This is a genomic window from Roseiconus lacunae (assembly GCF_008312935.1).
Lineage (GTDB): Bacteria > Planctomycetota > Planctomycetia > Pirellulales > Pirellulaceae > Stieleria > Stieleria lacunae.
Map to the genome: position 1 here is coordinate 224,188 of NZ_VSZO01000079.1, position 21,097 is coordinate 245,284.

At 53.9% G+C, this 21,097-nt stretch carries 14 protein-coding genes; 6 read left to right on the forward strand and 8 right to left on the reverse strand.

What is annotated here, in order from left to right:
* Positions 1 to 77: 77 nt before the first annotated feature.
* Complete coding sequence (locus FYC48_RS26470; protein ID WP_149499806.1) at positions 78 to 2,621, forward strand: chemotaxis protein CheB; 2,544 nt, start codon at positions 78 to 80, stop codon at positions 2,619 to 2,621.
* Positions 2,622 to 2,705: 84 nt separating this feature from the next.
* On the opposite strand, the gene FYC48_RS26475 is transcribed toward FYC48_RS26470, so the two are convergent.
* From FYC48_RS26475 to FYC48_RS26500, 6 genes are all read right to left on the reverse strand, one after another.
* Positions 2,706 to 3,329 (reverse strand): ANTAR domain-containing response regulator, encoded by a 624-nt coding sequence (locus FYC48_RS26475; RefSeq protein ID WP_235034450.1) that lies wholly within the window; start codon positions 3,327 to 3,329, stop codon positions 2,706 to 2,708.
* 8 nt (positions 3,330 to 3,337) lie between these two features.
* Positions 3,338 to 3,799: an ANTAR domain-containing response regulator gene (locus tag FYC48_RS26480; RefSeq protein ID WP_149499808.1), complete on the reverse strand. Its 462-nt coding sequence runs from the start codon at positions 3,797 to 3,799 to the stop codon at positions 3,338 to 3,340.
* 206 nt (positions 3,800 to 4,005) lie between these two features.
* Positions 4,006 to 7,548 (reverse strand): PAS domain-containing hybrid sensor histidine kinase/response regulator, encoded by a 3,543-nt coding sequence (locus FYC48_RS26485; protein WP_149499809.1) that lies wholly within the window; start codon positions 7,546 to 7,548, stop codon positions 4,006 to 4,008.
* A gap of 258 nt (positions 7,549 to 7,806) precedes the next feature.
* Positions 7,807 to 9,006: an AI-2E family transporter gene (locus FYC48_RS26490; RefSeq protein WP_149499810.1), complete on the reverse strand. Its 1,200-nt coding sequence runs from the start codon at positions 9,004 to 9,006 to the stop codon at positions 7,807 to 7,809.
* Positions 9,003 to 10,670, reverse strand: coding sequence for an ABC1 kinase family protein (locus FYC48_RS26495; RefSeq protein WP_160149782.1), 1,668 nt, complete (start codon positions 10,668 to 10,670; stop codon positions 9,003 to 9,005). The genes FYC48_RS26490 and FYC48_RS26495 overlap by 4 nt, the downstream gene beginning before the upstream one ends.
* Before the next feature lie 222 nt (positions 10,671 to 10,892).
* Positions 10,893 to 11,057, reverse strand: a complete 165-nt coding sequence (locus tag FYC48_RS26500) for a DUF1328 domain-containing protein (protein WP_149499812.1) — start codon at positions 11,055 to 11,057, stop codon at positions 10,893 to 10,895.
* A 581-nt stretch (positions 11,058 to 11,638) separates the two neighbouring features.
* Here FYC48_RS26500 and FYC48_RS26505 point away from each other — a divergent pair.
* On the forward strand, positions 11,639 to 12,106 hold the full coding sequence (locus FYC48_RS26505) for a response regulator (RefSeq protein ID WP_160149783.1): 468 nt from the start codon (positions 11,639 to 11,641) through the stop codon (positions 12,104 to 12,106).
* Positions 12,107 to 12,234: 128 nt separating this feature from the next.
* Here FYC48_RS26505 and FYC48_RS26510 read toward each other — a convergent pair whose 3' ends face one another.
* Together FYC48_RS26510 and nadC are read right to left on the reverse strand one after the other, a co-directional pair.
* Positions 12,235 to 13,695, reverse strand: a complete 1,461-nt coding sequence (locus FYC48_RS26510) for an undecaprenyl-phosphate glucose phosphotransferase (protein WP_149499814.1) — start codon at positions 13,693 to 13,695, stop codon at positions 12,235 to 12,237.
* 142 nt (positions 13,696 to 13,837) lie between these two features.
* On the reverse strand, positions 13,838 to 14,776 hold the full coding sequence (gene nadC, locus FYC48_RS26515; RefSeq protein WP_149499815.1) for a carboxylating nicotinate-nucleotide diphosphorylase: 939 nt from the start codon (positions 14,774 to 14,776) through the stop codon (positions 13,838 to 13,840).
* Between the two features lie 173 nt (positions 14,777 to 14,949).
* Between nadC and FYC48_RS26520 the strand changes: the two genes are divergently transcribed.
* From FYC48_RS26520 to FYC48_RS26535, 4 genes are all read left to right on the forward strand, one after another.
* Positions 14,950 to 15,339 (forward strand): ComEA family DNA-binding protein, encoded by a 390-nt coding sequence (locus FYC48_RS26520; RefSeq protein ID WP_200836707.1) that lies wholly within the window; start codon positions 14,950 to 14,952, stop codon positions 15,337 to 15,339.
* The gene (locus tag FYC48_RS26525; RefSeq protein WP_149499816.1) at positions 15,336 to 18,458 is read left to right on the forward strand and encodes a DUF1553 domain-containing protein; all 3,123 of its coding nucleotides are present in this window, start codon (positions 15,336 to 15,338) and stop codon (positions 18,456 to 18,458) included. Before FYC48_RS26520 ends, FYC48_RS26525 begins: the two co-directional genes overlap by 4 nt.
* Before the next feature lie 3 nt (positions 18,459 to 18,461).
* The gene (locus tag FYC48_RS26530; protein ID WP_149499817.1) at positions 18,462 to 19,916 is read left to right on the forward strand and encodes a DUF1501 domain-containing protein; all 1,455 of its coding nucleotides are present in this window, start codon (positions 18,462 to 18,464) and stop codon (positions 19,914 to 19,916) included.
* A gap of 102 nt (positions 19,917 to 20,018) precedes the next feature.
* Positions 20,019 to 21,002: a dihydrodipicolinate synthase family protein gene (locus tag FYC48_RS26535; protein WP_149499818.1), complete on the forward strand. Its 984-nt coding sequence runs from the start codon at positions 20,019 to 20,021 to the stop codon at positions 21,000 to 21,002.
* Positions 21,003 to 21,097: the final 95 nt, after the last annotated feature.

The following is a 21,097-nucleotide window of genomic DNA, read 5'->3' on the forward strand; positions in this document are numbered from 1 at the left end:
ATCTTCGGACTTTGGTGAAGAAAGTTGGTTGATGGTCGCTCCAAACGCACCCATTCTTAACGCAGGTAATCGGCAAGATGAACGAGCCCGCAGGGATTTCCAAACGCGACGGATCGAGAGTTGCTCGCCGGGATCACGCCATCGTTCCAGCCGTAAGTCAAGATGTCAATGTGATCGAATTACCGTATGTCATCGCAATCGGAGCTTCGGCCGGAGGCATCGAAGCGTTTGAGCGAGTGTTCAAAGAGATGCCAAAAGATTTGGCAGCCCCGATCGTAATCATCCAACATTTCGCGAAAGACTTCGTCGCAGATTTCGAGCAACGACTTTCTGACGCGATTGATATGGATGTCAGGATGATCACCGATGGGATGCCACTGGCACCCAACGTCGTTTTTGTTAGTCCCCCGGGCTACTTCGTCGAGCTTGAAAATCGCCGGTTGTGTCTGAAGGATCGACAACAACAGATCAGCGTTTACCATCCGATCAACACGTTCTTTCAGTCGATCGCTCAGCAGGTGGGGGCGATGTCAATCGGCGTCGTGTTGTCCGGAGCGGGGAGCGATGGAACCCAAGGAGGGCTTGCAATCGCCGATCAAAACGGTCTCGTGATTGCTCAAGAACCGTCGAGTTGCCGTTTCTCGGCGATGCCACAGAATCTTGTCTCTAGCGGGGCGGCGTCAATTACCCTGCCGCCCGAGTCAATCGGTCCTGCACTGGAACGCTATCTTCGCTTCGGTGAATCGATCGAAGCGATCAAAGACGTCCGACTTTCGACAACCACCAAAACCGGGCTGCCATTGGTCTATGAGAAACTGAAAAGCTCCCATGGCGTCGACTTTCATCGCTATAAGCAAAAAACGATCGAGAGACGCATTCAACGACGAATGTGCCTGACCGGTTTCGATTCGATCGAACGCTATGCAGAAAACTTGTTGTTCGATGACGAAGAGACAGCAATGCTGTTCCGCGATTTGTTAATCGACGTGACGAACTTTTTTCGTGACATAGAGGCATTCGAGCGACTGCGTCAAATCATACTCCCAGATCTTTTTCGATTCGATGAATCCGAGGAGATCTTTCGTGTTTGGGTTTGCGCGTGTGCCAGCGGTGAAGAAGCGTATTCGATCGCAATCCTTATCGAGGAATTGATCCGAGAGCACGACCTAAATCTCAAGTATCAGATTTTCGCAACTGATGTTCATCGCGACTCAATCATTCGTGGTGAAGTAGGGACGTATGCGGCTGGACAGCTTGATGGTCTGTCGGAAGAATGCCGTGAGCGCTACTTCCACTGCGAAGGTGGGAACTATTCGGTCGTGGAATGGATTCGACGACGAATCATTTTCACGACACACGACGTCCTTTCGATGGCTCCGTTTGCCCATATCGATCTGATCTCTTGCCGGAATATGCTGATCTATCTCAATCGCAACGCTCAGCAGCGATGCCTGGGAAGTTTTTACTACGCTCTACGCCCGGCCGGCATTTTGTTCTTAGGGCCAAGTGAATCGGCAAACGATTACGGAAAAGAGTTTGAAAGCCTGGATAAACGTTGGAAAATTTTCAGACGCCGTGAACGGGATACGGCACCGCTGCAGTTGCGAGATCAACTCTTCGACAAACTCGCAGCCGGTCAACCATCATCGGCGATTAAGTCGACTTCGCTAGCCCCGGAAAAGCTATTTGCACTCTACGACTCACTATTGAGTGAGATGTTGCCGCCGAGTGTGCTGACCAGTGAAAAGCTAGATGTGTTACATACATTCCCTGGCGCCGAAGCGTTCTTGCATATTCCCGCAGGTCGTTTGTCGACGAATCTGATGGAGTTAATCGACGAACAGTTTAAGTCGTCTTTGCAAGCAGCCGTGCGTCACGCGATCGAACACAACGTCGTAACCAACTACGACGCATGTACCTCAAGTGGCCCCAATGAAGACACGGTTCGTATTATCGTCCACCCGATTGGCTTACCGGCGTATAGCGAAAGGCATCTGCTAATTCATTTCGATGTTGCCGCCGGAAATGAACGGGAGACCTTCACCGCAGAAACAGCGGCACCCGCCATGGTTCGGCACATCGAGAACTTGGAAGACGATTTAGGACACTCGCGTCAAAATCTACAAGTGACCGTCGATGATCTGCACCGCATCAACAATGAACTGCAGGTTGTAAACGATGATTTGATTGTGGCCAATGAAAAGCTACAGAGCGCGAACGAAGAGTTGCAAAGTGTCAACGAAGAGTTGTATTCATTGAACGGTGAAAACGAACGGCAGATTGAAAAGCTACGACGCGTGAAGCTTGATCTCGATAACCTCCTGCAAACGACCGGGAAAGGAGCTGTTTTTCTGGATCTAGATCTCGATGTGCGATTCGTTTCGCGTATCGCAGCCGAGTTGTTGAGCATGAGTGCGACTGACCAAATGTTTGGTCTTGAACTGCTGCGAAACCGCTTGGGATGTCCCAGATTGCATGAATTCATATTGGCGGCGAGAGACAACGCAACCAAAGAGACATTTGAAGCCAGCGTTGACGGACGTTGCCTTGAAGTGGAGATCGCGCCTTATCGATCTGGGGACGTGATCGATGGAGTCACGTTATTGATTAGTGATCAATGACTCAGCCACTGATTCTTGCCGATGACTTGCATCTCGCTGCTTGAGTGAGGCCGGTCAAGCCATACGGGACGAGGGGATAGGCGTCTATCGAGCTTCGATATCATTGTCAGTGAGGAGTTCGTCGATACCTAGCAGATTTCCGCCGTCGACGATTTGTTTGGCAACTTCGACCAATCGCCGCCTCGTACGGCGGGCGGTGTTTTGCAGGAATCGGTGAGCCTCGGGCTCGTCCAATTTACGAACCTGCATAATGATTCCTTTCGCCAATTCGATTTGTTTGCGATCGCTTAACTTCTGTTCCAACGAAGCGACTTTCTCTTCCAATGATTGCAGATGATTGAAACGTTTTTCACAAAGGAAGATTGCCGGTTGGAGTGACTCGGCAGTCACCGGCTCGACCAAGTACGCCATCACATGGTCGTCCATCGCCCGTTCGACCTGAGATAGATCATCATCACGAGCGACAATGATACTGGGGGTCGGATTGACGTTTCCGATCTGAATCAAAGCCTCGATACCATCCATGTCTGAAAGCATCGGAGAAGCGACCAGCAGATCTGCAGGTGTGGCAAGTGCTCTTTCAATCAGTTCTTTCCCCGAGTCAGTCACCAATGACAATTGATGCCCCAGGGTCGAAAGAATGGCTTCCAAGACTTCGCGTGAGGCGGAGTCATGGTGAGCTAAGTAGATTGTGCGTTTTCGATTCACCTTATCTATCATGATTCGTCCTCCGATCTTTGATCGGCGAGACCGCTAATCTCGCGATTGATCTCCTCGCATCGCTTTCGAAGTTGTCGGGCCTGCTGAAACCTTCGTTCGGCAAGAAAAATTGCCGGCCGAAAATCTCGGTCACTCGCCGGAGAAACAATCACACCGGTCAAGTCATGGACCATAAGCCGCCCCATTCGATGAACATCTTCAGGGCGGATTACCATCAACACGGGGCACACCCCCATCCGCGATAACTCGTTCGAGACCGCAAAAACATCGGTACCCGCGAACTCTGTTCCCACGATCGCGATGTCAGGCGGGTTTTCCTGACATCGACGAATCAAGGTGGCCGGATGATCCGTTGAAAGTTCCACCCTATGGGTCAGCTTTTCCAAGGTTGCCTGAATGATTCGGCGTGAAGCCGATTCACCGTGGGCCAGGTACACTCGATGTCGTTGCTCCTGCATTTCGTATCGCTTTGATGGTCAGCGTGCGGGTAAAGTTTGCCTCCAAGCCGATCGCCGTATCTCAATTTTGTTAAGACCGGCAGGCAGCATGGGATGCCATCGCTTGGCACTAACCACCGCTTTTGCAAAGCATGCGCCAATCACGACGCCGTGTCGAAGTAAGGTATCGTTGATCGTTTATCGACCACACTGCATTTGCCACAGTCTCAGGCATCGCTACAGAAACCATCCACGAGCCGAAGTAGCTTGTTCGCATCGATTGGCTTGCTCAGATAATCGTTGCATCCGCTGGCGATGCAGCGATTTGAATCTCCATCCATCGCCTCCGCGGTAACGGCAATGATGGGGCCTTGGAAATCCATTCGGCGTAACCGCGAGGCGGTTCGGTAACCGTCCAGCCGCGGCATCTGCATGTCAAGAATAATACAATCAAACGTGTCATCCGATTGTACCGACTCTTTGACACGATCGATCGCATCAAGTCCGTCGACCGCTTCGACGACTGTCGCGCCAGCCTTGGTTAGGATTCGTTTGCTTAGCAGGCGGATATCTGGTCGATCGTCCACGACCAAGATTCGTTTATCCAGTCGAATATTGGCGACCGAGTACTCGCTTCGCTCTTGGATCGAACCCTTGCTCGGGCTGACCATCGCCACGCCCGGAAGGGGCGGTGCTTCGACTTGAAATGTAAACGTACTTCCCTCGCCGATCGTACTGTCGCAATTGATTTCACCGCCAAGGATGTTTGCGAGTCGTTGGCTGATCGCCAGGCCAAGTCCGGTGCCGCCGAATTGACGATTGATTCGCGCATCACCCTGGGTGAATGGTTGGAACAGTAGGTCCTGTTGTTTTTGGGTCATGCCGATCCCTGTGTCCGAGACTTCGAACTGCAGGTAGCCCTCGTCTTCATCGAGGTAGCGCACGGTGACGGTAACGCCACCCTGTTTCGTAAATTTGATCGCGTTGCCGATGAGGTTGATCAAAATTTGCTTCAAACGTTTGGGGTCCGTCCGGGTGACTTCCGGAAGCAGGCCTTCAAATTGAACGTTGAGGTCGAGTTGGTTTTCGGCGGCGCGGACGCTCATGATCGATTGGACATCGGCGACCAGACTGGCCGGTTCGAAACGCTGCCGAGCAATCTCGATCTTGCCCGCTTCGATCTTTGAAAGATCTAAAATATCGTTGATGATTTCCAGCAGGTAGTAGCCGTTCCTGCGTATCGTACTCAGATGCTCGTCTCTTTCCCGCGGATTAGCGGTTGATTGGGCCAACTCGGTGTAACCAAGAATTGCCGTCATTGGCGTCCGAATTTCATGACTCATATTTGCCAAGAACGCACTCTTGGAAAGATTCGCCTCTTCGGCTTGCCGTCGGGCTTCGTCTAGCTTGATCTCCGTTAATTTTCGATCGGTGATGTCAAGTTCAACGCCAATCAATTGAAGTGGGGCATCGTCGTCATCGATGCTGACATGGGCGAGTGCAAGGATCCAGCGGGGGTGACCGTCGACAATGACACGGTATTCCTCTCTGAATGGTGTCCGCTCTTCCAAGCAAACACACAAGTGCTTCTCGACACGATCTCGATCTTCCGGATGAATGCTTTCGATAAACGTTGCCAGGGAGTCGGTCGGCATCGAAGTCAGACGTCCACCGAAGTCATCGCCTCCGATGCTGGAAAACCATCGATCTTCTCCGACGTTCCATTGCCAAAGTTTCAAATCTGCGGCGTTGAGTGCCAATCGCAGTCGTTGTTCGCTTTTGCGGATTTCAGACTGTTGCAAGATTGATTCGGTGACATCCTGCCCGGTTGCGACGACGAATTGAACCTCGCCGTCATCTCCGATCGCCGGTTGGTAAATGAAGTCTGCGTATCGCAAGGTACCATCGGGACCGTTAAAGGTGAGGACTTCGCGATAAGTTTTGCCTCGCAAAGCGTCATCGAAGTGGCCTCGTAACTTGCCACAGGTTTCTTGATGCCCCACCCACCAAGCTGTCTCCCAAAATGGTTTGCCAATCACCGCGTCTCGATCAAACTCGAACGGAACGGTCGCCGCGTCGTTGATGTCAATTAGGCGGCCATCCAAATCGATAACGCCTGTATAGAAAAAGCTCTGATCAAAGAGGACTCGCAGTTTACTTTCTGCCGAACGAATCTGTTCGAGTGCCTCAGCCAACTTTTGTGTTTCGCGAAGCAGGTAAACTTGATTCTCTTTCAAGCGGTGCTCATAGCGTTTCCGGTGGGTCACGTCCGTCGCGAGGACATAGACGCCGACTTGATTATCGTCAGAATCAAAGTCGGGGATGAACGTCACGTCTTTGATAATCGCGTCTTCACCGCGGGGTAGTGTGAGCTCGAATTTACAGCGTTCGCCTTTCAGTGAACGGATCAAGTTCGATCGAAGTGAGTGATAGGTTTCGTCGCCCAGAAAGTCATACACCGACATTCCGACGGCTTTGTCGGGCGACGAGTTGAATTGAAAAGCGAACGCCTCGTTGGCGAATTGAATCTTTTCATCCTGATCGATTAAGGCGATTAATGCAGGCATCGCATCAGTAACCGATCGCAATTGTCGCGATTTCGCTTTCAGTCGACGCTCGGTTCGTTTCTGATCGGTGATGTCCATAATCGCACCGATTAAGAGCGTCGGATCGCCAAGTGAATCTCGCTCTACAGAACCGTCACCGCAAACCCAAAGCCATCGTCCACTCTTGTGCCGCATCCGACACTCGATGTGATAGTCGTCACAGCTACCCGTTAACGTTTTTTGAATCTCGCGCTCGACCTTGCCACGATCATCGGGATGCAACAGAACTTTGAATGCTTCAAACGTGCAGCCAAAATCTTCGCGTTCAAAGCCCAACAATTTATAAAGTGAGTCAGACCAGCTAACGGTGTCGTGACTGACGTCCCATTTCCATGTTCCCAGTCCACCGGCAGTCAACGCGATCTCGACTTCTCGTCGAGACCTGGCAAGCGATCGCTCAAGTTGACGTCGCTCTGTCGCGTCCCACGCGACGCCGATTAGGCTAGATTTTCCTTCCGAATCACGGATGTATTTTCCACGCATGACGATCCAAGAGACACGCTTTCCGTCGTGACGGACACGGAACTGGGCATCGTAGTCCTCGCGGTTTTTGCATGCCGATTCAACCTTTTTTCGGACCGCTTCCTCGTCTCCTTCGTGGATTTGGGCGAACAGTTGATCGCCTCGAGTCAATGTCCCTGGCTTCCGGCCAAGAAGGTCGCAAAACACATCACTGGCGATCAATTCATCCGTTCGCGGATCAAGGTCGAACACTCCCAGGCTCGAAACTTGTGTCGCGAGCGACAAGCGGCGGCGTTTGTCTTCTACGGTTCGGCGCAGTGAATCGACTTGAGTGATATCCTCGAATGTGATCAAAAACTGTTCGTCAGAGGATTGATGCCCATTCGAAGACGGTGGTGACTTGAGGGGCTGGGCAAGTATTTTGAGGTGACGGCGTGAATTGCCATCGACCCAGGAGCCTGTCGCACTCGCCGGACTCTGTGTTTCGAGAACCGTAATAACGGGTTTCTCGAGGATCTTTCGGACATCCGGATGAAGAATCTGTTCGACCGTTTGGCCAATGGGGGCGTCCACAGTCCACCCATCAAATTGGCCATGAAAGTCGACGATATGCTGAGATGCATCGATGACCAAAGCAGCAGGCGCAAACTGTCGCAGCAACTCTGTTCGCATCAAGTCGCCACGGCCGCCTTCGCGATTCATTCGATATTCAAGAACTAGGGGTTCGAGGGATTCCGAATCGATGACTAGTAACGCGGTATCGATCAGGATTCGCGCCAGACGTTACTATCTCAGATCAGTGAATTCGCGACAACCTGCAAGTGACTCGTTAGTCGCGTCGACATTTCGAATTCACCGATGTGGCCGTGCTTGATCCTTGTAATATCCCGCTGGTTACTCGGCACCAGGCTCGTCGAGAAATGTTGCGAATTCGAACGATTCCCATTCGGGCAGCTTTGCTTAGCCCTCTGGGTTAACCTTCAAACCAATCGCCACACCAGGATCCGGAGTGCCATCAGTCTGCGCGTTTCGGTCCAACTGGCGTTTTCCACCAAGAAACTCAGCGATCCCCTGGGAACACTGATAGTGCTCGCTCGCCATACGGATAGCGATCAAGATTGGAACCGAAAGCAGGACTCCGACCAAGCCCCACATCCAGCCCCAGAACACCGTAGCGATGAACACCAACACCGGATTCATCTGCATCGAACGCCCAAGGATAGTGGGAGTAATGAACTGCCCTTCGATCGTGGTGAGCGTCAAGAACGTTCCGGTGATGACCAGCGCGTAGTAAAACGGTTCGAAAGTCAATAACGCGACGATAAAAAGGAGCCCCGCGCCGGCGAGAGCTCCGAGTACAGGGACGAAATTGAACACGCAGGCCATCACGCCCCACAGAAGTGGAGAAGGCATTCCAAGGAGCCACATCGCGGACGACACGCAAACTCCAAGAATCACGTTGATTACGCTGACATGGGCGAGGTAAAGGCTGAGCCCATCCTGGACACCATCAATCGCGGCGAAAAAATTTCGCTTGGTTCGAAAGTCTGGCAGAGCATGAAGCAGGGATCGAATCAATTGATCTCCATACGCTAGCAGGAAGTACAGAAGAACGCCGGATACGATGATCAACGAAACGACGTTTCCGGTGCCGCTGATGAACGTCAAGTTGGCGTTCCAGTCCGGCTGTTTGATCTCAACCGGAACAGGTGTTTCTGCCGGATTTTCTTCCGCCTCTTCGCGAGCCAATTCTGACGTCGCGCTGTTCAGTGCGTCGAGTTTGTCAAAGACAAATCCCAACCTTTGCTTTACGTTTTGTACGTACTTTGGCATCTGCTCAAGCGTTTGACGCGCCGGTTCCATCACTAAATAGCTTGGCACGACGATCAATATAAGACTCGTACCCAAAATCAATGCCGCCGCGACCGATGATGGAATCCCAACCCGACGACCTTTCCTCACCAATGGCCGAAGCGTTAAGTACGCGAAGATGGAAATGAGGACGGGAATGATCAGCGATCGAGCGAAGTACATCGCATAGAGAACCAGGACAACAGCACAGACAATATTGGCCTTTGCACTAAGCGGTCGAGCGGACCGTTCGACGTTCGGTGAATCAGAAGCGGCTAGCGAACCCTCGATCGGTTCCATCGTGGTCATCGTGAAGCTCGATCAGAGAACGTGGCTTGAAAAATCAGAACACAGCCGATGACAAACGAGAGCAAAAACATCGCCGTTGCCAAAGCGGGGTAGCCGAAAAGCATCCAATCCGTCTCAAGCTGCATGATGATCGAAGCCCCGACGATCATTGATGCGACGATCAAACCAGAGGTGATCCGGTTGGCGATTCTGTGTGCGCCCGTCAACAACGTTGACTCGTCAATCGCGTCAACATTGATCCGAAGTTGATTTTCCGATAGTAACCGGGTGATTCGGTTTAATCGTTCGGGCAACTGGGACGCAAGTTCCGCCGACTCCAACAGCGCCGACGCGACCCGTCCCGGGTTCGCTTGCTCTTTCGCTCGATGATACAGGAGCTCTGCAGTCTTCGAACGGATCATGCGTTGGACATCGAACGACGGATTCAACATGCAGAGCGTTGTTTCGAGCTGCAGGAATGCCTTGCTAAGCAATATTAATTCGAAAGGGAGCGTCAGCCCGTTTTCGCCCGCGACGGAAAGAAATCGCACAATCGTCCGCCCTAGTGACATCGAATCGAATCGACCGCCGGCATTGGCAACGACGCGCGCGGCCGCGACACGGAATTTCTCCGCATCAAAATCCTCATCCGCGTATCCCATCTCTTGCGCAAGTGCGGCCGCCCGCTCCCCTTCGCGTTCGCCGAACGCGAGCAGCAGCGCACCCAGTTTACGCCGCATCATCGGCGGAAGCTCGATCACCATCCCCGCATCGATCAATGCGATTTGTGCACCATCACGACAAGAATTCTCCCCGGCCGTTAACAACATCAAATTGCCGGGGTGGGGATCGGCATGAAAGACCCCGTCAATCAAGATTTGCTTTAGATAGGCATCGACAAGCTCGTGTGCGATTGATTCGCAGTCTCGCTCTAGCAGGACCGAGCCGTCAACGTCTTTAACCGGAATACCTGAAACGTATTCCATCACCAGGACGTCCTCAGCGATCAGTTGAGGCACCGGACGCGGCAGACAAAGCGTTTTAAAGTCGGCGAGGTTTTCACCGAGCGTGATGAGATGATCTGCTTCACGCCGGAAGTCTAATTCGACTTCAAAAGCATATTCAACTGCCTTGATCAGCAACCCAAAACGGAACTGCTTCCCAACCGATGTTTCTTTATCGACGACCGACGCGATGCGTTTCAAGCTGCGAATTTGTTTTGCGACCTCACTTTCGACGTCGGGCCGACGCACCTTCACGACGACTTCGCGACCGTCTTTCAGTCGCGCGCGGTGCACTTGCCCCAGCGAGGCGGATGCGAGCGGACGCTTGTCGATCGATGCAAAAAGCTTGGCCGGCTTGGTATCGAATCGTTGTTCGATAATCTGTTCAATCTGGGGCCATTCCAATGGCGAAACATCATCTTGGAGACGCTCGAATGCTTCGATGTATTCCGAAGGTATTAGATCGTCACGCGTGCTGATGATTTGCGCTAACTTGATGTAGGCCCCGCCGAGCTGCTCGATATCGCCGGCAAGTGCTTCGGCGGAGGCACCTGACGATCCCGTCTCGTCGCCCGCGGTCGAGAGGCCAAGTGATTTCGCAACATCAGCAAATCCATGCTTCAGCAACAGTGACGTGAGAGCAGCGTATTGTCGCCCGTCTTGAGTTAACAACTGAATCATCAAAGAAGCATCGCCATCGAAGGAGACGCAATCGAGACCTGATCGCGTGTGATTGTAGAAGTGATGAGCAGACAATCTGCTCAGACGGATTCCCGATTGACGTTGGGTGCGCTGACGTTCAAGTGGCGGCCAGGGCACCAGTGTCTTTTTGACCAAAGCACGGCGCGAGCCAGCATGTCTTGTTGACTCGCCGTCGTGCGTTCGGTTCATACGACGTTGCTGTTAGACAGCGGTTCGACGTCCCATAATCAGGCTGACGATGAACAAGATTAGGAAAACGAAGAACAGAATTTTTGCAATTCCGGCGGCACCTGCTGCCAAGCCTCCGAAACCGAAGACAGCGGCAAGCAATGCGATCACGAAAAAGACTGCGGCCCAGTAAAGCATGGTATTCCTCATAAGTTGGAAGTGGATCGGCTAATCGAAGCAGCCCAATCAAAGCGTGGACGCTTCACACTCGACGACGTGTATTTGATCGACATCGAGCAAGCCATTAAGTGATGCCTGTTGGCGATCGAGAAGCCTCATCACGCAAACGTTGGGCCAAACGGTTAAGCGATAACCATTTGGAACTCTTTCGATCGGAGTTTCCTCGCTATTCGTGCGGTGAAACGGTCAAGGAGGAGGGACAAAGATTTGCGGGACGGCATTTTGTCGAGCTGGTCGAATTCCGACCAAGCGATTGGTTAGCCACAGAAAGAGCGGCCGCTCTGACACCACCAAAGCGATTGCTCGCCGTGGAAGAGAAGAAATGCGGTAAATTCCCTACAAAAGATTTCTGCCGACACCGATGTTGCCCCTGTCGGACTTGACACGCTGCTACAGGGCGAATACACGCACGATAGCCCGCTTGAAAACAGAGTGAAGCCTTGCACAGAAACGGATTTCTGAGCAAAAGACCACATCAAACAGACGTCTGGCATGCGATGTGCGTCCACCGAGATGTACAGCAGTCACACGGAGATTTCATGAGCCGACCTAACGCAAACGACCGATTCGCGACCGGTGCAAAAGCGCAGCGTGTGCTGGTCGTGGATGATTTGCCGGCGAGTCGATTGCTGTTGTTTCGAGTGCTTTCGGCACTCAACTATGACGTTTCTTTGGCGTCTGATGGTGAAGAGGCATGGCACCTGATGGTCACACGACGGCCTTTCGATTTCGTGCTTACGGATCTGGAGATGCCTGAGCTCAATGGACTCGAACTGGCACGGAAAATACGCCAGTCTGGTCGTAGTGAGATTAGTGACAGGCCGATCATCATCCACAGTTCGACCGATCCAGCAATCCTTCGTGAGCCATTAGCCGCCGACCCGCTCACGTTTTGTCTGCCGAAGCCGTTGGAAGTCAATCGTTTGCGAGATATGTTGAAGCGGATGCAAAGTGTCTTCACTTCTTCATCGCAAAGCCAGTCGAGTGTCGACCACGCCGCCGGGTAGGCGTCAGCGTCCACGCGTTCGCCTGACGGCAGGTAGGTTTAAGATCGAGGCTTTGGTGAATCACCAGCCATGCGTGACACGCGAGGTAGATCGTTAATGACGAACGCGTGTGGCGCACACCTTGGTGACTAATAGGCCGTGTCCTGTTTCCAAACCACCATCACGGTTTTAAACAGGATCTTCAAGTCGAGCCAGATTGACCAACGCCGAATGTATTGGTGGTCCCACTGTACGCGCTCTTCCATCTTGTCAATCGTTTCAGTTTCGCCGCGGCAACCGTTGACCTGTGCCAAGCCGGTGATTCCCGGTTTCACTTTGTGACGAAGCATATAGCCGCGAATCAATCCACGGTATTGTTCGTTGTGCGCCGACGCGTGCGGTCGCGGACCGACTAATGACATCGTTCCTTCGATGACGTTGAACAACTGCGGTAACTCATCCAAGCTCGTTTTTCTCAAGACGCGTCCGAGCGGGGTGACACGTGGGTCATCTTTGGTCGCCTGTTTGACCACCGGGCCGTTGTCGCAGACTCGCATCGAACGAAACTTCCACACCAGTATTTCTTTTCCATCAAGTCCGTAGCGTTTTTGGCGGAAAAAGATGGGGCCCCGACTGGTCAGTTTGATGCCGAGCGCGATCAAGGTCATAGGGATTGATGCCACCAAAAGTCCGGCCCCGGCCAACATGACGTCAGTCACCCGCTTGACCGCACCATCGACACCGAACAATGGGTTTTCGAAAACACTAACTGCGGGCAGTCCGCCCATGTTTGTCCAACGCGAATGCAACAACTCAAAGACAAAGAAATCTGGAACGATGTAAACCGAGACCGTCGAATCACTCAATTGGTCGAGCAGAAACCGAATGCGATCTTCGGCTCGCATCGGTAGGGTAATCATGATGGTGTCGATCTTGTTCTCGCGGCAATGACGCACCATCTCGGCAAGGTTGCCGGCTAGTTGATGTTTGTGTTGATGACGACCGTTTTCATCAAAGTGATCCTTGGCATCGGACACTGACTGCCCTGGTCGGTCCTCGGTCCGATCGTCGTAGAACCCGACGAAGCTGAATCCTAGGCCGGGTTCGTCCAAGATATTCGAAGCGGTTTGACGACCGAGTTCGTTCATTCCGGCGACGGCGACTCGGCGAACGCCATATCCGCGATCGACCGCCGATTGCAGTGCGATGCGGATAAGCATCCGGCAAAGCGCGATCATCATCGGGGCGATGACGATCCAGACGAACATGACACTCCGTGCGAAAACTTGGCCATATCGAGTGGCGAAACCAATCATTGTCAAAGCCATCGCGGTTGTCAGCCACGTCAAAAAGATCGCCGTGACTTCGTGATTTGCGTTGCCGCGCGCGTTGTTTCGTGACAGCCCCGAGACTTTAGAAAAGATCAGGAACACGATTGCGGCGGTCAAGCCGAGTACGATTCCTGCATCATCGATTCCGCCACGTGCGACGTATTTGACCGCGTATAACGATCCGACGATTGCGATCGAATCCAAGGTGGGTTGAAGAAGATCCAATGATCGTCGCTCACCGGAAATCGGCGAACGACCATCAAGCGGTCGAACTGGCATAGCGAATACTGGAAACCGAGGTGTGCGATCGTTGAATCGATCGAGCGTTTCCGATGGACACCTTCCAGACGACTCCGAAATCGAAGTCGCTGCGCGATTGCCCCCCAATGAACTTGCGTCGACCGATGAAAGTCAAGCAAACCTAGCTCTCAGTCTTGTCCCGTGTGTCAAACCAGTCGAACCCCAAATCCAACCAAGTCGCCTGATGGGTGAGGGCTCCGCTGCTAATTCGTTCCACGCCGGTTTTGGCGATTTCGACGATCGTGTCAAGCTTGACGTTTCCGGAGACTTCCAGTTCGACCGCCGTGTTGATTTGGTTTCGCATTTGAACGGCCGAGCGGATGTCTTCGAGAGAGAAATTATCGATCAGGACGATGTCAGGGCCGGTCGGTAAGACATCGCGTAGCTGATCTAACGAGTCGACTTCAATTTCAACCATTGCCGGAGCGGTGAGGTGTTCGACTTGACCGCCGCGCCACTGGATCGCTTTTCGTGCCGCTTCGCTGGCGGGCATGGGAACCCCGTCGTTGCCGCCGAGTTGCAAATGGTTGTCTTTAATGAGAAAGCCATCATATAAACCGCGGCGATGATTTCGTCCTCCCCCACAGGCGACGGCGTACTTTTCGAGTAAACGCCAGCCCGGAGTCGTTTTCCGGGTGTCGTAGACATGGGCCGACGATCCTTCGATGGCGTCGACATATTGGCGTACCAGAGTGGCGACTCCGCAGGTTCGGCTCAGTAAATTCAGGATCGTGCGCTCGCTGGTCAGCAAATCGCGAACGTTTCCTCGCAGCTTTGCGATTGGCTTTCCGGGGACGAGCGGCTCTCCATCGCGAAGGAACACCTCGGATTGCAGATCGGCGTCGAATTCGTCGATGATCCATGGCAATATTGCCAGACCGGCGCAAATTCCGTCACCGCGTGGCGTGATCTGACAGCCGCCGTCGACGTCATCATCGACCATGCAAACCGTCGTCCAGTCGATCGCACCGGCCAAGTCTTCTGCGATTGCCAATCGGACCAGCAAGCGAACATCGTTCTCGAGTGCGGCGTCGGCCGTCACGGTGGCATAGTCTTGCATGAATTGTCGAACTGTTGGTCAAAAGGCGAGGCGAATTGGTGTCGGCGATCGATTCATATTTTGCCGAAAAAACATCGCACTGGCGAGCGGGCCGCTTGTGGGGGTCACACCCATCGAAAAAAATGGACGCCCACCGCTGTCCTCATTGAGACACGCCCCCCGTTCTGTTTTCGATGAACAAGCGATCCGATTTGCCGCAACCCGCTCTTTTGAATCCTTCTGTGCAGCGGATGTTGGTACGGGCCAGCCTGGGCGGAATTCTGTTGTTGGCGGCGATTTCCGTCGCACATTCGTTGCGGTCGCGGCGCGAAGTGCGATCTCCCGCACCATTGCGGATCGACTTAAACCAAGCCGGCGAACGCGAGCTTGCTCTTCTGCCCCAGATCGGAACAAAGACCGCTCGTCGCATCATTGCCGATCGCGAGCAAAACGGTCCGTTCGGTTCGATACAAGCTTTGACGCGAGTTCATGGGATTGGTGAAAAGACGGTCGAATCCTTGGTACAATACATTTCCCTCCCCGAATCAACTCCTCTCCCACCAACCTCGCCATCGTATCCATGAAGCGTTTGATCACGGCGCTTGCCGCTGTCGCGGCTTGTGTCAGTGCGTTGATGCTGGCCGCAATCTGTGACGCGTCCGAGTCGCAGTCATTGGATTATGCCACTGATGTCCGCCCGATTCTGGCGGACGCATGCTTCCACTGTCACGGACCAGACGAAGAATCCCGCGCCGCGGGATTGCGTTTGGATGATCCCGATGAAGCCTCGGCGGTGATCGATATTGACGATCCCGATGCAAGCGAACTGCTCAAACGGATCCTTGAAACCGACTCCGATTTGAAGATGCCACCGCCGGATTCGGGGAAACAGCTCACTGAATCGCAAATTAAACTCTTACGAAAGTGGATCGAACAGGGAGCGGCGTTTCAATCGCATTGGGCATTTACCGCGCCCGTTCGACCGACCCTCCCCATTGTCCGGCAAAGCAATTGGATCAAGAACGAAATTGATGCGTTTGTGTTGAAGCGGCTCGAGAGCGAAGGACTTTCGCCATCGCCGCCGGCGTCTACACAAACGTTGATTCGCCGACTCTCACTCGACTTGACCGGCTTGCCCCCCGAACCCGATTTCGTCCTTCGATGGACGTCAAGGCTCGATCAAGGTGGAGAACCGGCCTACGTCGAACTAGTCGAAACCCTGCTTAGTAGCCAACACTACGGCGAGCATTGGGGACGTCTGTGGCTCGACGCGGCGCGCTATGCCGATTCGGATGGCTATGAAAAAGACAAACCGCGACAAGCATGGTTTTACCGTGACTGGGTGATCGATTCGCTAAACCGTGATCGCCCCTACGATGATTTTCTTATTCGACAAGTTGCCGGAGATCTCTTACCCGGGGCAACTCAAGATGATCATGTCGCGACGGGATTTTTGCGAAATTCGATGGTCAACGAAGAAGGCGGCGCCGATCCGGAGCAATTTCGGATGGAAGCGATGTTTGACCGCATGGACGCGATCGGTAAGTCGATCCTCGGTTTGACCATCCAGTGTAGCCAGTGTCACTCGCACAAGTACGACCCGATTACCCATGACGAATACTACGGGCTGTTCGCGTTTCTAAATAACACGCACGACGCGATCGTTCCCGTCTATACCGATTCTGAACAACATCAGCGTGACCGTGTTCTACAGCAAGTTGCGGACTTGCGAAAACAAGCCAAAGCTTCGATCAGCGATTGGCAACCGCGGTTGATGCAGTGGGCCGAGGAAACTGCGAATCGACCTCAGCCAATTTGGAAAGCGATCGAGCTTGAGTTCCTCGACCAAACGTTGGGAGGATCGAAATTCCTGCACCAGGGTGACCAATCTTATCTGTGCCAAGGTTACGCGCCGACCAACTTCAATCCCCAAGGCACCGGATGCTTCGACGGGAAACGCCTGACAGGGTTGCGTTTGGAGTTGCTCATGCATCCGAATCTCCCCAAGGGCGGTCCAGGACGGAGCGTGGACGGGACATGGGCACTCAGTGAAATCACCGCCGAAGTGGTACTCTCGGGGCAGCCCGATCGATCGATCCCACTGAAGTTTGTCCGTGCCGTCGCGGATCGATCACCCGAACAAGCGGACCTCAAATCTCGCTATGACAATCGTAAGAAAACGAAACGAGTCACCGGGGGGATCGAATACGCAATCGACGGCGACGCGACGACGGCTTGGACTAACGAAGTCGATACGCCACAAAGTAACATTCCGCAAATCGCGTGGTTTGAACTCGCCGAACCGATTGAGATTCCCGAGGGGCAGCATGCCAGCCTGACGGTGCATCTCGCTCAGCGGCACGGCGGATGGAATAGTGATGACAACCAAACCTTCAATCTTGGTCGGTTCCGAGTTTCCGTGACCGGTGATTCGCTGCCGGATCGATCACCACTGCCAGTTGCGATCGCCGAAATCTTAGATCGCCCACGTCCACAATGGTCGGAGCACGACATCGACCGATTGTTGACACATTGGTTACCTTCCGTTGATGACGGTAAGGATTGGCACGAAAAGATCCAAGCGGCATGGCAAAGTCACCCCAATCCGATCACGCAGTTAACGCTGGCTAGTCGAAAACGACCTCGCCAAACCTCGCTTCTCGATCGTGGTGATTTCCTCAGTCCGAAACACGAGGTTCAACCGCATGTTCCGGAGTTTTTGCATGAGCTATCGCCTTCCGATGAGCCGCCACGATTGCAATTTGCCCGCTGGCTCGCTTCGCCGCATTCGCCCACGACCGCTCGGTCAATGGTGAATCGGATTTGGCAACGCTACTTTGCCGTCGGTATCGTGGAAACCAGTGACGACTTGGGAACACAGGGCTCGCCACCCTCGCACCCGCTGTTGCTCGATTACTTGGCGACCGAGTTGATGGCGAATGGCTGGAGTTTGAAGTCGATTCATCGACTGATCGTGACCAGTGCGACATACCGGCAGTCGTCCGACGTCACCGAGCAGTTGCTGACGAAGGATCCACGAAATCGCTTACTCGCACGAGCGGCTCGTTTTCGGGTTCCCGCCGAAACCGTTCGCGACATCACGCTATCCGCGAGCGGGTTATTGCACCCGGTTGTTGGCGGACCGAGTGTCTATCCACCCGCACCCGGGTTTTTGTTTCTTCCTCCGGTAAGCTATGGCCCCAAAGTTTGGAACGTCGAAACCGATCGTGATCGCTATCGCCGCGCCCTCTACACGTTTCGGTTTCGAAGCGTCCCGTATCCGATGTTGGAAAACTTTGACGCCGTACCCGGTAATCTGTCGTGCGTACGGCGCAGCGTCAGTAATACGCCGATGCAGGCACTGACTTCGCTTAATGAGCCGGTGTTCCTTGAATGCGCGATTGCTTTGGCGGCGAAAGTGATGCGTCAATGTGCCGACGGTGAAGGACTCGATCGTGGCAGAATCGAACTGGCGTTTCGGCGATGTCTTGCCCGGGCGCCCCGCGACGATGAACGCCGTGTGTTGGAAAGCTTTCTCCGACAGCAACGGGAGCGAATACAGTCCGGCGAGCTTTCCGCAGAGGACGTTTTGACTCCCGGCAAATTACTACAAACCGAAGGCTTGGACCGCAAAGAGCTGGCCACTTGGTCGCTGCTTTGTCGCGTCATCCTGAATCTCGACGAAACAATCACACGAGAGTAAGCCATGCATCAACAAGTCCAAACACTCCGAAAACGAATCGCCGAAAACATTTCCCGGCGGTGGTTCATGCGTGATTGCGGCGTCGGCTTAGGGGCGATCGCGGCGACCGACTTGCTTTGCGAATCGTCGGCGTCAAACCAAGCAAACGCGGCCTCGCTGCCGGCAGAACCTTTGGCGGCTCGCGCACCACACTTTCCGGCGAAAGTCAAAAACGTCATCTACTTGTTCATGGCAGGTGCACCAAGTCATCTGGAACTGTTTGACAACAAGCCGCAACTCGCGAAGTTCGATGGGACGCTTCCGCCGGCAGAGTTGCTCAATGGTTATCGGGCAGCGTTTATCAACCCAAACTCGAAACTACTGGGGCCGAAATTCAAGTTCGATCGGTACGGCCAATGCGGGGCCGAGATCAGTGAAATTTTGCCGCACACCGCCTCCGTCGCTGATGAGTTAACGATCGTCAAGTCGATGAAGACTGATGCGTTTAATCACGCACCCGCTCAGATCATGATGAACACGGGCAGTCAGCTATTTGGTAAACCGAGTCTTGGGGCGTGGACGCTTTATGGCCTCGGCAGCGAATCGAAGGATCTGCCTGGCTTTGTGGTGTTCAGCAGTGGCGCGAAAGGCCCCAGCGGCGGAAACAGCAATTGGGGCAGCGGATTCCTGCCGACCGTTTACTCGGGTGTGCAGCTGAGGAGCGTTGGTGATCCCGTGCTGTATCTCTCGAATCCACCGGGGGTCGACTCGAGAGCGCAGCGCGATGCACTTGACGCGATCGGCAACCTCAATCGCCAACACCTTGCCGAAACCGGTGATCCCGAAATCGCGACGCGGATCAATTCATTCGAAATGGCATTTCGAATGCAAACCTCGGCCCCTGAATTGATGGACATCCGCAGTGAAACACAAGCAACTCTCGATCTGTACGGCGTCGATCCGGACAAGCCTTCTTTCGGCAAAAACTGTTTATTGGCGCGACGTTTGGTCGAACGGGGTGTGCGGTTTGTTCAATTGTTCCACGAAGCTTGGGACCAGCACGGAAACCTGGTCGGCGGATTGAAGAAGAACTGCAAAGACACCGACCGAGCGTGCGCGGCGTTGATTGAGGACCTGAAGCAACGCGGCATGCTGGACGAGACCCTGGTCATCTGGGGCGGTGAATTTGGCCGGACCCCGATGGTGCAAGGCGGAGGTGACGACGGTCGAGACCATCACCCTAATGCGTTCACGATGTGGATGGCCGGCGGCGGGATGAAGGCTGGGACCACGTTCGGTCAAAGCGATGAATTCGGATTCAACGTGACCGAGGATGAGGTTCACGTTCGTGACCTGCATGCGACGATCCTGCACCAACTCGGCTTTGATCATCGCCGTCTTAATTTCAAATTCCAAGGTCTCGACCAGCGATTGACCGGCGTCGAGCCGGCGCGAGTCGTTGGCGAAATCCTGGCCTAAGGTTTCTCATCATGCCGATTTTTTGAACGCCGTCGCTGGCTCGAGCCGGCGACCACTTGGTGAACCTGTCCCTCCATTCGATCCAACTTGACCAACCGAACCATGAGCGAACCGATCTCAGGGATCTTGACTCCCAACATCACCCCCGTCGATCAACAAGGCCGCGTCGATGAAGACACGCTCCGCGCCTACGTCGACTGGCTGATCGAAAAGGGGGTCGATGGGTTGTATCCCAACGGTAGCACCGGGGAATTCGTCCGCTTCACGCCCGAGGAACGCCGCCGGATCGTGCAGGTGGTGACCGATCAAACCGCCGGCAGAGTTCCGATCCTAGCCGGCGCAGCCGAAGCGAATACCAAAGAAACGATCGATGCCTGTGAAGCTTATGGGGCGATGGGCGTCCGCGCGGTCGCGATCGTCGCACCGTTTTATTATCGACTTAGTGATCAAGGGGTTTATGCGTATTTTCGCGAGATCGCTGACACGGTCTCGGTCGACGTCACGCTTTACAATATCCCCCTGTTTGCGTCACCGATTTCGGTAGACACCGTTGTCCGTTTGGCATCGGAATGCCCACGTGTTGTTGGGATCAAAGACAGCTCCGGCGATTTGCCCAACATGATGCGGATGATCTCGCAAATCCGACCGATTCGCGAAGACTTCAGTTTCTTGACGGGCTGGGACGCCGCACTCGTTCCGATGCTGGTCGCCGGAGCTAACGGCGGGACCAATGCCACCAGCGGCGTTGTCCCCGAACTCACACGAGCGATCCACCGCACCGTCGTCGCCGGCGATATCAAGCAAGCGATGAAGTTGCAGTACCAGTTGCTTCCACTGTTTGATGCGATGATCTCCATCGGCGAATTCCCCGAAGGTTTCCGAGCCGGCGCGAGGAGTCGCGGTTGGGATCTCGGTCCCGGCCGAGTGCCACTGTCGGAACAGCAAAAATCTGCGGTGGCCAACGCCCAGCGACAAATCGATGCCTTGTTGGGTGAGTACGCCGACTCGCCTCGTGACACGATTGCGGTAGGAAACATTGAAAAAATCGTCGCGCAGGTTGTTTCGCAGCTGCGAGTTCAATCGTAACATCGCCAGTCTGTGATACCTCGGCTCACGGCCCCATTGTTCAGCCTCGCCCGATAAGTAGGTATACCGGCGTCGCGATTGGTTCCTGGTTGTCG

What these genes read in the sequence shown, in the direction of transcription:
- FYC48_RS26470 (WP_149499806.1), top strand. Translation starts at nt 78, where the DNA reads ATGAACGAGCCCGCAGGGATTTCCAAACGCGACGGATCGAGAGTTGCT.
- FYC48_RS26480 (WP_149499808.1), bottom strand. Translation starts at nt 3,799, where the DNA reads ATGCAGGAGCAACGACATCGAGTGTACCTGGCCCACGGTGAATCGGCT.
- FYC48_RS26485 (WP_149499809.1), bottom strand. Translation starts at nt 7,548, where the DNA reads ATGAATCGCGAAGGCGGCCGTGGCGACTTGATGCGAACAGAGTTGCTG.
- FYC48_RS26490 (WP_149499810.1), bottom strand. Translation starts at nt 9,006, where the DNA reads ATGACCACGATGGAACCGATCGAGGGTTCGCTAGCCGCTTCTGATTCA.
- FYC48_RS26495 (WP_160149782.1), bottom strand. Translation starts at nt 10,670, where the DNA reads ATGATTCAGTTGTTAACTCAAGACGGGCGACAATACGCTGCTCTCACG.
- FYC48_RS26500 (WP_149499812.1), bottom strand. Translation starts at nt 11,057, where the DNA reads ATGCTTTACTGGGCCGCAGTCTTTTTCGTGATCGCATTGCTTGCCGCT.
- FYC48_RS26505 (WP_160149783.1), top strand. Translation starts at nt 11,639, where the DNA reads ATGAGCCGACCTAACGCAAACGACCGATTCGCGACCGGTGCAAAAGCG.
- FYC48_RS26510 (WP_149499814.1), bottom strand. Translation starts at nt 13,695, where the DNA reads ATGCCAGTTCGACCGCTTGATGGTCGTTCGCCGATTTCCGGTGAGCGA.
- nadC (WP_149499815.1), bottom strand. Translation starts at nt 14,776, where the DNA reads ATGCAAGACTATGCCACCGTGACGGCCGACGCCGCACTCGAGAACGAT.
- FYC48_RS26520 (WP_200836707.1), top strand. Translation starts at nt 14,950, where the DNA reads ATGAACAAGCGATCCGATTTGCCGCAACCCGCTCTTTTGAATCCTTCT.
- FYC48_RS26525 (WP_149499816.1), top strand. Translation starts at nt 15,336, where the DNA reads ATGAAGCGTTTGATCACGGCGCTTGCCGCTGTCGCGGCTTGTGTCAGT.
- FYC48_RS26530 (WP_149499817.1), top strand. Translation starts at nt 18,462, where the DNA reads ATGCATCAACAAGTCCAAACACTCCGAAAACGAATCGCCGAAAACATT.
- FYC48_RS26535 (WP_149499818.1), top strand. Translation starts at nt 20,019, where the DNA reads ATGAGCGAACCGATCTCAGGGATCTTGACTCCCAACATCACCCCCGTC.